The 12,867-nt window shown below is 35.9% G+C and carries 8 protein-coding genes; 1 reads left to right on the forward strand and 7 read right to left on the reverse strand.

The genetic code is table 11. The features are described from left to right. Window positions 1–64 precede the first annotated feature (64 nt). Window positions 65–1,294: an N-acetylmuramoyl-L-alanine amidase gene (locus tag J7R07_RS05225; RefSeq protein ID WP_208435845.1), complete on the reverse strand. Its 1,230-nt coding sequence runs from the start codon at window positions 1,292–1,294 to the stop codon at window positions 65–67. A 602-nt stretch (window positions 1,295–1,896) separates the two neighbouring features. Between J7R07_RS05225 and J7R07_RS05230 the strand changes: the two genes are divergently transcribed. Continuing rightward, the gene (locus J7R07_RS05230) at window positions 1,897–4,512 is read left to right on the forward strand and encodes an Rne/Rng family ribonuclease (RefSeq protein ID WP_208435846.1); all 2,616 of its coding nucleotides are present in this window, start codon (window positions 1,897–1,899) and stop codon (window positions 4,510–4,512) included. 90 nt (window positions 4,513–4,602) lie between these two features. On the opposite strand, the gene J7R07_RS05235 is transcribed toward J7R07_RS05230, so the two are convergent. The 6 genes from J7R07_RS05235 to J7R07_RS05260 all read right to left on the reverse strand — a co-directional run bounded on the left by J7R07_RS05235 (window position 4,603) and on the right by J7R07_RS05260 (window position 12,862). Beyond that, on the reverse strand, window positions 4,603–5,214 hold the full coding sequence (locus J7R07_RS05235) for an invasion associated locus B family protein (RefSeq protein ID WP_208435847.1): 612 nt from the start codon (window positions 5,212–5,214) through the stop codon (window positions 4,603–4,605). 1,202 nt (window positions 5,215–6,416) lie between these two features. Then, complete coding sequence (locus J7R07_RS05240; RefSeq protein WP_208435848.1) at window positions 6,417–6,809, reverse strand: hypothetical protein; 393 nt, start codon at window positions 6,807–6,809, stop codon at window positions 6,417–6,419. Window positions 6,810–7,041: 232 nt separating this feature from the next. After that, window positions 7,042–10,542 (reverse strand): transcription-repair coupling factor, encoded by a 3,501-nt coding sequence (gene mfd / locus J7R07_RS05245; protein WP_208435849.1) that lies wholly within the window; start codon window positions 10,540–10,542, stop codon window positions 7,042–7,044. Between the two features lie 5 nt (window positions 10,543–10,547). After that, window positions 10,548–10,838: an FAD assembly factor SdhE gene (locus J7R07_RS05250; protein WP_208435850.1), complete on the reverse strand. Its 291-nt coding sequence runs from the start codon at window positions 10,836–10,838 to the stop codon at window positions 10,548–10,550. Window positions 10,839–10,913: 75 nt separating this feature from the next. Continuing rightward, on the reverse strand, window positions 10,914–11,594 hold the full coding sequence (locus tag J7R07_RS05255; protein WP_208435851.1) for an ABC transporter ATP-binding protein: 681 nt from the start codon (window positions 11,592–11,594) through the stop codon (window positions 10,914–10,916). Continuing rightward, window positions 11,594–12,862, reverse strand: a complete 1,269-nt coding sequence (locus J7R07_RS05260) for a lipoprotein-releasing ABC transporter permease subunit (protein ID WP_208435852.1) — start codon at window positions 12,860–12,862, stop codon at window positions 11,594–11,596. Before J7R07_RS05260 ends, J7R07_RS05255 begins: the two co-directional genes overlap by 1 nt. Window positions 12,863–12,867 lie beyond the last annotated feature (5 nt).

Genomic DNA, 12,867 nt, shown 5'->3' on the forward strand with positions numbered 1-12,867 from the left:
AAGAGAAAACTGTTTTCTCTCTTTTACCTAGAGGCTAGCATTGATACTCTATTTTCTCACAAATTTAAAGAGGTTGCATAATTTTCTGTCTATACTCAGCAAATTGACGAATAGAATACGCAAGAGAGCTAGCCATTTTTTTTCTCCATTGAGAATTACTTAATAATCTTTCATCCTCTTTATTCGATAAATAACCCATCTCTATCAAGACAGAGGGTATATTTGAAGCTCTTAACACTTGAAAATCAGCATATCGATGAGGGTTATTTATCAGATTGATATTACTTTTTGATAAGTTTGAAACAACATTATTTGCAAAATTCACCGAAAATGCATGCGTTTCACGTCGGGTAAGATCGATCAAAATATCTGTAACTTCAAGCGTTTCATCTGCAGGCAAACCATCTAAAAGATCAACTTTATTTTCACTTTCAGCTAAAGATTTCGCAATAGCATCAGATGCCTTGTCTGATATAGTATACACTGTGGCACCGCGAAAAGAAGGTACATCAATTGTATCTGCATGAATAGATATAAAAAGATCAGCTTCAAAATCTTGAGCTTTTTTAACTCTTTCACTTAACCTTAAAAAGACATCGGAATCACGCGTTAAAGCAACCGTGATATGAGAATCTTTTTCTAATTCATCTCGTAGAACACGTGCAAAGGCCAGTGTTACATCTTTTTCTAAAATACCGCTAACACCTCGTGCACCACCATCAATTCCTCCATGTCCAGGATCAAGAACAACACGAAAATTAGGTGTTGGCATTCTTTGTGTTTTTACATCGAGATTAGCTTTTTGCTGTTTTTTTAATATCTCATAAAATTTTTCTTGTGTGCTTTTACTAATATCAATCAACAATTGCCATAAACCATTCTCTAATCTTTGTACTGTAGTCTTTTCAACAACAAAAGCACTTTTGCTTGTCAAAATAATGCGTGAAGTTCGTATATCAGATAAACCATAACGCACATTTGACAGCATACCTGATAATATATTTTGTTTCTTTAAAGAAGTACGTTGCGCTGAAAAATCAACGTTAGGTAAATTGACAACTAAACGTGCAGGTCTATCCAAAATCTGCAAACGAACATTTGGTTCAGCATTAAAAACCGCAATAATACGCGTATGCGCACTATCACCAATAGCTCGCAAATTGATAAGTTTAAAGGTATCTGAAGCTCGGATATCCGTTTGGAATATCAAAAAAAACAACAAACAATACAGGATGTATAAAAAAACACCCCAACAGGCTACTTTCAGCTTTTTTGTAGAAAAATCTCTTATCATAAGCAAAATATTTCATATCCTACAGTATTGACACCTCGTATCACCCTTCTACAAAGCAATACTCAAATTTACTTGATCTTCTTCAAGAAATGCTGAATTCTTCCATTTTAATCAATAAAAAAACTAAATTAAGGCAATAAGGATATTATAATGGGATGTATTTATATTGTTACTTGCCAAAACCATGATATCAACATAAAAGAATATTTACGCTTTCTAGCTGATAGTAACCATCTGAATTATTTGTAGTCCATATTAAGTTGTCTTTAGAGGATTTGTTGTACGTTACACATTTAGGCTTTTTATGGATGAAAATTTTTTATGTCATAAAAGCTAGGATTGCGCTATTTAAGATTCGTGTGTTCGGATGTCCGAACTATTTTAAAGATTGTTTTACCGGAGACTTATAAAAGTTATGAGTCATACAAAACAAATGGAGATGACGATTAGAAATGCTGTAAATGCGACCATACATCTGCACGCAGTGTCCCATCCTGTTTTGCTGGTACCCCCCTTTTATGGCAGACAGCCTCTCGCATTTGCGAATAGTTATATTGTTCGTTTGAGTAAAGTTGTGCATGTCGCCTTCAGGATTTTAATTTATGTCAAACAAAATGCTTATAGATGCCTCCCATCCGGAGGAAACACGTGTTGTTGTTGTCCATGGCAACAAAATTGAAGAACTTGATTTTGAATCAGAACATAAAAAGCAGCTTAAGGGGAATATTTATCTAGCACGTATTACACGTGTAGAGCCATCACTCCAAGCGGCTTTTGTCGAATATGGTGGCAATCGCCACGGTTTCTTGACATTTTCTGAAATTCATCCTGATTATTATCAAATTCCTATTGCTGACCGTCTCGCTCTTCTTGAAGAAGAAGAAAAAGCTGCTGTAGGAGAAAATTATGTAGACAGCTCTACTGAAGAAACAAACAAACATAAAAAACGCTCCAGAAAAACAAAAAAAGAGGCGCATAACAATGTCATGGCAGCAGATATTGAGAATGATATAATATCTGAAGAAATGGCAATTGATGAAACAGAAGAAGTATTTAGTGCAAGTGCTTCTCATGATGATATCGAAATGGTTGGTGCAGAGGATGTGCGTGAAGAACTTCCTACCTATCAACGAAAACAAGGACGTCAATATAAAATTCAAGAGGTGATTAAACGGCGTCAAATTTTGTTGGTGCAAGTCATTAAGGAAGAACGCGGTAATAAAGGTGCTGCACTCACAACATATTTATCCCTAGCAGGTCGTTATTCTGTTTTAATGCCTAATACAGCACGTGGTGGTGGCATTTCACGAAAAATCACGAATATACAAGATCGCAAACGTCTTAAAGAAATTGTAAAAGAATTAGCAGTTCCCAAAGGTATGGGCGTTATCTTACGAACTGCTGGAGCAAATAGAACAAAAGCTGAGATTAAACGCGATTATGAATATCTCACGCGACTATGGGATACTGTACGCACTTTGACACTTAAATCTACAGCACCGTGTCTTGTTCACGAAGAAAGCAATCTCATAAAACGTTCTATACGAGATCTTTATAACAAGAATATCAACAAAATTCTTGTTTCTGGTGAACAAGGATATCGTGAAGCAAAAGACTTTATGCGTATGCTCATGCCAAGCCACGCAAAAGTTGTACAACCTTACCGCGACCCCGTTCCCATTTTCGCATGCAACAACATCGAAATTCAACTTGATAAAATGTTGCATCCACAAGTTTCTTTAAAATCTGGTGGTTACCTTGTTATTAATCAAACAGAAGCGCTTGTTGCTATTGATGTTAATTCTGGCCGTTCTACCAAAGAGCTTTCTGTAGAAAAAACAGCATTACAAACCAATCTCGAAGCAGCAGAAGAAATAGCACGTCAATTACGTTTACGTGATCTTGCTGGCTTGATTGTGATTGATTTTATCGATATGCTTGAGGAGCGTAATGTCAGATTAGTAGAAAAAAAGTTGAAAGATTGCTTAAAAAGTGATCGTGCCCGTATTCAAGTTGGTCACATTTCACACTTTGGCCTTTTGGAAATGAGTCGTCAGCGTATTCGTGTGTCAGTTTTAGAAAGCACAACACAACCCTGCCCTCATTGTGCTGGAACAGGAAATATCCGTTCTGAATCCTCAATTGCGTTACATGTTATGCGTTCAATTGAAGAATATCTTCTTCATAACCCCCAACATAACATTATTGTACGAACGCCTGTAACAACAGCACTTTATGTATTAAACCATAAACGTAATATTCTTGTTAATCTAGAGACACGTTTTAAACTCAATATCAGTATTGAAGCAGATGATAGCGTTGGAACGCAACATCTTATTATTTCTAAAGGCGCAATAGCAGAAGCAATATCTCAGCCTTCATTGATCTCTGAAGATAACAATAAAGAAGAAGTTGAAGATGAAATCTTAATAGACGACAGTCCTTCTATCGAAAATAAAATACCCGTTGAAACAAACCAGAAACGTCGGCGTAAAAATCGTCAAGATGAGATTAATGACGATTCTCTTTCCACTACTCATAAAAAAGACGATACACTAAATGATGATTCTCGTCGTCGGGGACGTCGTCGGGGACGTCGTGGTGGTCGCCGTAATCAGGACAACGGTTCTTATCAGATTCGTATTCCTTATGCAGAACCGGTAGGGGATTTTGGTAAGAATGCCTTAGAAGAAATTAAAACAGCATATCGCAAACACCGTATTCCAGCTGTAAAATCTGTTCCGTTGGAAGAAATGAAAAATGATATACAACAAGATGAAACTGTAAGAATTTCCACAGTTGTTAAACCCAAAAAACGCAAAGCGCGTTCTTCAAAAACAGTACAAAACCAGCAAGCCATTGAAAATGACCAGAATGTAGCTGTACCAGAATCTTTAGAAAAAAAATCTACAACCGACCCAATACATAAGATTACAACAAAAAAAGTAGATGAATCTACGCATGAAGTAGTGGAAAAGACTTCTAAAAATAGCAAAAAAACAACACGTAAAATACGTAAAAAATCACTCTCTAAAGAATCGGAAGTAATAAAAGAAACCTCAGAGCAGAAAACTGTGAATGAGGAATTTTTTGAGCAAACTCCGCCCAAAGTGGAAGAGAAAGCCAATCATCCTGTTGTTATATCATCAATTCCTCATGATGTGCCCAAAACTGAGCGTATTGGGTGGTGGAATCGTAGAAAGCTTTCCAAAAGTTAAAAAAACCGCTATAAAATATATTCATAGCGGTTTAAAATACATAAACACAGAAAAAACTTCGAAAGAAGCTCTTCTTATATTGTATATTGATTAGTTTTGTTTAGCTTTTTCTTGCTCAGCACGCATACGATCTTCGATCTCTTTTTGCTTTGATTGAATGGCTTGTTGCAGCTTTATTTGTTCTTGTTGAAAATCTTTTTCTTCCATACCAGGACCCGTGTATGCAGCTGTGAACCCATTAAGAGAAAATTCAATAGGATTAGGCGAACCACGGAAATTAATTGTGGTGATAACCATTTTTGAACCACTTTTCATAGCAGTAATCAGCTTATCATCTAAAACATCATTAGCAATACAGCTCGGTCCATTACAAATAATATAAGGAATTTTCTTAGAGAAATTATCCCCTATTTGAATATGAACACCTTCTGGCAAAAAACGACCTGTAGGCACTTGAATGCCTATGCGTTTTTCATTTTGTTTCCCTTTTAATTCAACAAGATTAAAAGCCGTCAAAGGCTGTCCAGTATTTGACACAACAGTATTCATTGTATTACAAACATCAACGTCATGCTGCTTACTACAAACCTTGTACCAACCTTGAGATAAGGTTTGCGCACTCGCAGAAGTATGAATTGTAAGAAAAAGGGCAACAGCCCCAGCTAATACTGAAACAACAGAATAAACATTTTTATGCGACATGATTAAGTTAATCCTTTCAACGCGCTTTTACAATAACCCCAACATTAGGAATATTAAATATAATTTTTCAAGTGTATTAAATTAAACCAATGAAATAACACCCTCTTTTACGCTTATTACTTCAATATAAAGAGAAAAGTCAAATTTGGAGAAAAAAGCCATAAATAGATAGTCAACCTCTTATACACTCGTATACAGTATTTCTCTTTATGGTATTAACCTTTTATGAATTTGTCGATAAGAGACCTTAGTGCAATGTAATAAAGTAAGATTTCATACACGAATCGATATTGCAATATAATTAAAGTAAACCCTCATGTTATTATACAGCTTCTTACTGTAAAATTTTCTTTAATTTATAATTTTACCTTTAAGATATTCGGATGAATTTGGACATTTTGCTTATGCATCTCCTGATGTAAACCAAAAATAAAGTCACTTACAGTGTTGTTAGAACATTTTAGTAAATAAAATTTTCTTTGTCATTCGTAGTTTTAGAACTACTACAAAAGAACTGTTCTCAGATAAACGATTTTCTGATTTTATTATGAAATAATGATTGTACACTGCTCATGGTGAAGCTTTTTCCCTTTAAAGCCTCATAGCAGAAAAAATTAAATTACATAATGAACGTACTAAAATTACTTTTTTCTTAATCTAAAAAAGATTGCGAATTTTCATTTCTTTTGGCTGACGTAATGCCTATATTACTCAAACACGCTATGAATATTGATAACTTTGAAAAAATGGGCTGGATAAAATTCCAGGAAGGAGACCCTATCATTGAGCATGTGGAGCCCAATGAGTGAATTATATTTGATATCATTCAAATAGAATATTTTCTTAACGATAGAGAACGTTTTAAAAATTTTAAAAAGGGCATAATTAGTGATGTTTTTATAAAAACAAATTCAAACGTTGGTAATATTCTTATAATTTCGTAGATGTTCGTAAAAGATATATTATCAAAGGAAATACCTACTAATCTCATGAGAACTGTTTTTAATACGCATTGTGCTATTTTCGAAGAAAAAGAGCATGGCAGGCTTTATCGATACTTTGCGATTTCGAATGGATCAATCATCACTTTTTTAGTAACTCCCATACTAAAATAGAAGATCATTAAGACAGATCTACCCTCTCAGCTATTGAAAAATTAGCAAACGAAGAAAAAAGTTGTACTTACATTTCAAAGCACTCTATCACACATTGATATTCATGCTGATTACAAGCAAAGGATTACGCATTACCCTGTTCTTTATCCGATCAATTATCTCTTTTTCAAAATCATAGATACTATCCTCCATAACTTCTCCAAAGTACTTAATTAAGTTTGGATCCATTGAATTTATTGCATCCTTCGCCCAATAAAATCTGCTCGTCTCCACCCAAAATCTTTTCGTAATTCTGCTTCTATATAAGTTGATCATGTTGTGTATTAGAAATACGTATTTGTGAAAGCGGTAAATCAGCAAATGTTTTTTTAATTTTTTAATAACTTGCAATCTTTCTTTAAGACGCTGGTATTTTTCATCAAGTGGTAAACCAGAAAGAGATAACTCAGTTAAAAAAGCTTCAGCATGAATATTTTTCATACCACGATATTAAAGTGAATAACAAAAAAGCTACAGTAAGCAACCTTTGTAAGGAATAAATCATATTATCCCATTTCCTTGTGTCATTAGAAAATTTACAAAATTTCGTAAAGAGCACACATATGCGTATTCTCATGTTATGGCTGCACTCTTTAATCTATTTTATTTATTGTATCAATATACGTCATACTCTATAAAAATAGATGGTAGCTTTAAAAGAATGGAAAAATTTCTAAACAGAATGTTGTTCTGCTATTTCTACAAGATGTGTTATAATATCCGCTGTTCCAATAAGCCTTTCATCTACTGTGGACCAATCGCGAATAAAAGCGATACTTTGATCTGGCCTAATTTTTGCCATCGAACCTTGTTTGCCAATCCACTGAACAAGAGCAAAACTATTTGTAAAATAATTATTGCGAAATTGTATCACAATCCCCTTTGGTCCAGTATCTAATTTTTCCACATGTGCTTTTCGACACAATGTTTTGATATAAAAGACTTTAAGAAGGTGCTGAACTTCAAGTGGTAAAGGACCAAAGCGATCAATTAACTCCGCTGCAAATTCATCGATTTGTGCTAAATCATCAAGTTCTGTTAAACGACGATAAAGCCCCATACGTAATGGCAAGTCAGGCACAAAACTTTCTGGTATCATCACTGTTGTACCAAGTGAAATTTGAGGAGACCATTGCTTATCTTCATTTAACTCTCCATCTTTTAATTCAGCAATAGCTTCTTCAAGCATTTTTTGATAGAGTTCAAATCCGACTTCTTTGATATGCCCCGATTGCGCTTCACCTAAAAAGTTCCCTGAACCACGAATATCCATATCGTGACTTGCCAATTGAAAACCGGCCCCTAAGGTATCAAGAGATTGTAAGACTTTAAGGCGACGATCAGCAGCAGGTGTTAAAACCTTACCAGAAGGATACGTAAAGAGTGCGTAAGCGCGTTGTTTTGAGCGCCCTACCCTTCCACGCAATTGATAAAGAGCTGCAAGACCAAACATCTCAGCGCGATGTACAATTAATGTATTAGCTGTTGGAATATCAAGACCTGATTCAATAATGGTTGTTGACAGCAAAACATCATATTGCCCATCATAAAATGCATTCATAATATCATCAAGTTGCCCAGCTGGCATTTGTCCATGAGCAATAACGAATTTAAGTTCGGGCACATGCGTTTTGAGATATTCTTCCACAGAAACAAGATCAGAGATACGAGGACAAACATAAAAACTTTGTCCACCACGGTAGTATTCTCGAAGCAATGTTTCACGTATTATAAGTGAATCAAATGGTAAAATAAAAGTGCGTACTGCCATTCTATCAATGGGTGGAGTTGTTATCAATGAAAGTTCGCGAACTCCTGATAATGCGAGCCCTAAAGTTCGTGGTATGGGAGTTGCTGAAAGTGTGAGAACGTGGATATCACTTTTAAGCTCTTTTAAACGCTCTTTATGTTTTACGCCAAAATGCTGTTCCTCATCAATGATAAGAAGCCCTAGCCGTAAAAAACTAACCGCATCGCTTAATAATGCATGTGTTCCAATAACAATATCAATCGTACCATCTGAAATCTCTTTTTTGACTTGTGCGAGCTCTTTTGCTTTTACAAGCCTTGAAGCATGACCAATTTTAATGGGTAATCCTTGAAACCGCGAAAGAAAAGTTTTGTAATGTTGTCGTGAAAGCAAAGTTGTCGGTACAACAACAGCAACCTGGTATCCATTTAATGCGGCAACAAAAGCACTGCGAATCGCCACTTCTGTTTTTCCAAAGCCAACATCACCACATATTAAGCGATCCATTGGTTTTCCTGACGCTAAATCGTCTAAAACAGCATTAATTGCCTCCATTTGATCTTCCGTCTCTTCATAAGGAAAACACGCAACAAATTCATCAAACGGTCCAATTGGTGGAATCAAAGCTGGTGCAGAACGCGTAGCACGCTCTGCAGCTATGCGGATCAATTGACCAGCCATTTCCAACAGATGTTTTTTAAGTCGTGTTTTACGTGCTTGCCAAGCAACACCACCTAATTTGTCTAACGCTACATCTATTCCATCTGATCCATAACGTGAAAGAAGTTCAATATTTTCAATAGGTAAAAAGAGCCTATCACCTCCAGCATATTTAATTTCAAGACAATCTCGTAAAATTCCAGTTGTTGTGATAGTTTTAAGGCCGACAAATTGGCCAATACCATGATCAATATGCACAACGATATCGCCAGAATTTAAAGCTGCAATTTCAGAAATAAAATTTGTATTGTTTTTGCGCCGTTTTGGTGATCTTATCAATCGATCACCAAGGATATCTTGTTCTGTTATGAGCGCAAAATTTTCAGTCTCAAAGCCGTGTTCTATCATGATAACAGCTGCTGTTATATGATCACGTGGTGTTGCTTTAACATTTTGTAATGATTTTACAATATCTATTTTTTTTAAGCTATGCTCATCAAGGATCTGCACCAAACGCGTAAGAGATCCTTCACTCCAACCTGTCAAAAGTACCTTCTTTCCAGCAGAGCGCAATGAAGCAATATGATGAACAACACTTGAGAAAACATTTTTCTCTTGTGCATTACGCTCTTTTACAAAATTATATCCCTGTTTAACATTTGCATGAACAATAGTTTGTCCAAAAGTTTGTGGAACATTAAAGGGTATAAAGTCGACACGTTGTTCGGATTGTTGTACAATCTCTAAAATGCGTTCTGGTGTTAAATAGAGAAGGCTAGGCTCTATCGGATGATAGGAAGTAGAGTTTTCTTTATTATCTTCACGCTCTTTACGTGCATTATAATAATCTTCAATAAGACGATAGCGTTCGATGAGTACTTCTTCTATAAGATGCTCAAAAACAAGTGGTAAATTACCGCAATGGTCAAAAAAAGTATCAAGTTTTTCATAAAAAAAGGGTAACCAATGTTCCATGCCAGCAAAACGTCTCCCTTGAGAAAGAGCCTCATAAAGCATATTCTTTTTTTGTAACACACCAAATGTACGGATATAATTTCTTTTAAACCGGCTTATCAATTCCGATGTAAGAGCAACTTCACTCATCGAGTGTAAAAAAAATTCTGTTCTTTTACTGATTGTTCTTTGTGTTGCTGAATCAAATACGCGGATGCTCTCTAGAGTATCCCCAAAAAAATCAAGCCGTAAAGGTTCAATATCAACGGGAGAAAAAATATCAAGAATTCCTCCTCTCACAGCAAATTCACCAACATCACGAACAACCGTAACACGTTCAAAACCATTGGATTCTAAAAATTGAATGAAATGCCCCATACTCATACACTGGCCAACACGTGCATGAATCACTTGCGTTTCAATCATTTCATGAGGGGGAAGTTTCTGTATAATTGCATTTGCTGTTGTTAATATAATTGCAGCGCGTGGATTTTTGCGTAAATTTGCTATATGTGCCAAAGCTGACAATCGACGTGCCATAACAGTAACCCCAGGTGATACGCGATCATAGGGTAAACAGTCCCATGCGGGAAATTGAAGCACAGGCAAATCAGGCTCAATAAAATTCAAAACCTGTTGTAAATGCGCAATTTTTGTTCCATCGCGGACAACATAGATAAGTGGTTTATTTTGTGCAATTTCTGAACGCAATTGTGCAAGTGCAAAGGCTTCAAATCCATCGATCACTCCACCAAAGATCATGTGAGCAGAAATATTTTGAGGAATAATAGTTTTTTTTAATAGAGGCATCGGAATCAATTTAAATTTGTGCAAATATGATAGTTTATAATGTCACGAAAAAGTGGACCATCAATTTCAGGGGGTGGTGAGACTTCTCCTGTAACCCACGTTAATAAATCGCGATCATCAAAAGACATAATATACTCAAGTTCAGAAACCGTTGTATCGTTCATCTCAGAAATATGTGCATCCACATAATGTCCAAAAATGAGATCCATTTCACGAATACCACGGTGCCATGCACGAAAAACCAATCGACGACGACGCATATCGAGTTGATTTTCGTCAACGACAAAAACTGTCATAAAAGTCTCCTTGAATTAGGTAAAAAATAATATAAACAGAGCTCTCGATTTATAGAATAAATTCTCTATTTTACCTTAAGGAAGTTCAATAATCTTTTTTTCTTTAAGCGTAATACGACGATGCATTTGCTTAGCCAAAGCATAATTATGTGTCGCAATAAGAGCAGAAAGACCAGATTGACGAACAAGCGTAGATAAAGCTTGAAAAACATAAGCTGAAGTTACAGGATCAAGATTTCCGGTAGGTTCATCAGCTAAAAGAACCGAAGGGCTATTTGCAACTGCACGCGCAATAGCAACACGTTGTTGTTCACCACCTGATAATTCCGATGGACGATGATTGGCGCGATGAGAAATACGCAAATATGTCAGCAATTTAAGTGCGCGATCTTTTGCTAGAGATTTTTTTAAGCCTGCTATCATTTGTGGTATCATAACATTTTCTAAAGCCGTAAATTCTGGAAGCAAGTGATGAAATTGATAAACAAAACCGATATCATTTCGTCGGATGGCTGTTCGCTCACTATCAGAACGTTTTGCACAAGAAACTCCTCGTAACATCACATCACCAGCCGTTGGTTTTTCCAATAATCCAGCGATATGAAGAAGAGTTGATTTTCCAGCACCAGACGGTGCTACAAGTGCTACAAGCTCTCCGCGATTAAGAACAAAATTCGCTTTATCTAAAATAATGAGAGGTTTATTACTTTCAAAAAAATGCCGCTCAATCTCCACAAGCTCTAAAATAGCTGCCATTACTCATACCTCAAAGCTTGTACAGGATCCAGTTTAGCAGCACGCCATGCCGGAATAAGAGCTGCTAGAAATGACAAAAATAAAGCCATTACAGCAACGAAAACTGTCTGTCTCCAATCAATTTGCGCAGGTAATTTTGTTAAAAAGTAAAGTTGAGGATTAAAAACATCAACATTAAATAACCAAGAAACAAAATCCTGAATATGATTGATATTCGCAGTGGCTATGACACCAAAAATCAAGCCTAATATTGTACCAATAAATCCAATCATCATACCAGTGACAATAAATATACGCATAACCGCACTTTGTTGTGCACCCATCGTGCGTAAAATGGCAATATCATGACTTTTATCTTTTACAAGCATAATAAGTCCTGAAATAATATTCAAAGCAGCAACAAGAATGATCAAGGAAAGAATGAAAAACATAACATTTCGTTCAATCTGTAAGGCTGAAAAAAAAGCCTGGTTGCGTGTACGCCAATCAATTAAGTAGACCTGCTCATCAATTGTTTTTTCTACAACGGGTTTTATTTGATCAACAGCATCAGGATTATCCAGAAATAACTCTAAAGATTGAACCTTGTCTCCCAAATTAAAAAACATTTGCGCTTCATGCAGAGGCATAAAAACAAATATTGAATCATATTCAGACATACCAACTTCAAAAATAGCTGCAACTTTATAAGCTTTAACACGCGGGGTCACTCCAAAAGGAGTCGCATCACCGTCTGGGGTAATGATGCGCAGATAACGCCCAACAGTAAGCCCCAATTTTGTTGCTAAACCACTGCCAATTGCGACCCCTTCTTCTTTATCAAATTGAGCAAGCGAACCCAACTTAATATTTTGGGAGACTGTTTTAAGTTTGTCTAAATCTTGTTTGCGCATACCACGAACTAGTGCACCAGAGCCTCCTTCAAGTTCACCCTGAACAAGTGCTTGACCTTCAATAACAGGCAAAGAAAACTTCACACCATTCACAGATTCTAACGAAGAAATAAGAGTCTTATAATCAGAAAAACCAGAATAAACTGTTTGAACAATAAGATGCCCATTCATACCAAGAATACGATTGAGAAGCTCTGTACGAAAACCATTCATCACTGCCATAACAACAACCAAAGCAAACACCCCTAACATAATTCCAATGAGAGAAATGATTGAAATAACCGATGCGACGACATGTTTTTTATTAGGAATCATATAACGAAAGGCGATCATCCACTCATAAGATGAAAACCATTTATTGCTCAACCTCTTCATAATAT

It is taken from the genome of Bartonella phoceensis (genome assembly GCF_902825145.1).
GTDB classification, from domain to species: domain Bacteria; phylum Pseudomonadota; class Alphaproteobacteria; order Rhizobiales; family Rhizobiaceae; genus Bartonella; species Bartonella phoceensis.

Bases quoted from the DNA above. Each gene is read 5' to 3' on its own strand.
- J7R07_RS05255 (WP_208435851.1), bottom strand. From the start codon at position 11,594: ATGGCAGCTATTTTAGAGCTTGTGGAGATTGAGCGGCATTTTTTTGAA.
- J7R07_RS05260 (WP_208435852.1), bottom strand. From the start codon at position 12,862: ATGAAGAGGTTGAGCAATAAATGGTTTTCATCTTATGAGTGGATGATC.
- J7R07_RS05235 (WP_208435847.1), bottom strand. From the start codon at position 5,214: ATGTCGCATAAAAATGTTTATTCTGTTGTTTCAGTATTAGCTGGGGCT.
- J7R07_RS05240 (WP_208435848.1), bottom strand. From the start codon at position 6,809: ATGAAAAATATTCATGCTGAAGCTTTTTTAACTGAGTTATCTCTTTCT.
- J7R07_RS05225 (WP_208435845.1), bottom strand. From the start codon at position 1,294: ATGATAAGAGATTTTTCTACAAAAAAGCTGAAAGTAGCCTGTTGGGGT.
- J7R07_RS05250 (WP_208435850.1), bottom strand. From the start codon at position 10,838: ATGACAGTTTTTGTCGTTGACGAAAATCAACTCGATATGCGTCGTCGT.
- J7R07_RS05230 (WP_208435846.1), top strand. From the start codon at position 1,897: ATGTCAAACAAAATGCTTATAGATGCCTCCCATCCGGAGGAAACACGT.
- mfd (WP_208435849.1), bottom strand. From the start codon at position 10,542: ATGCCTCTATTAAAAAAAACTATTATTCCTCAAAATATTTCTGCTCAC.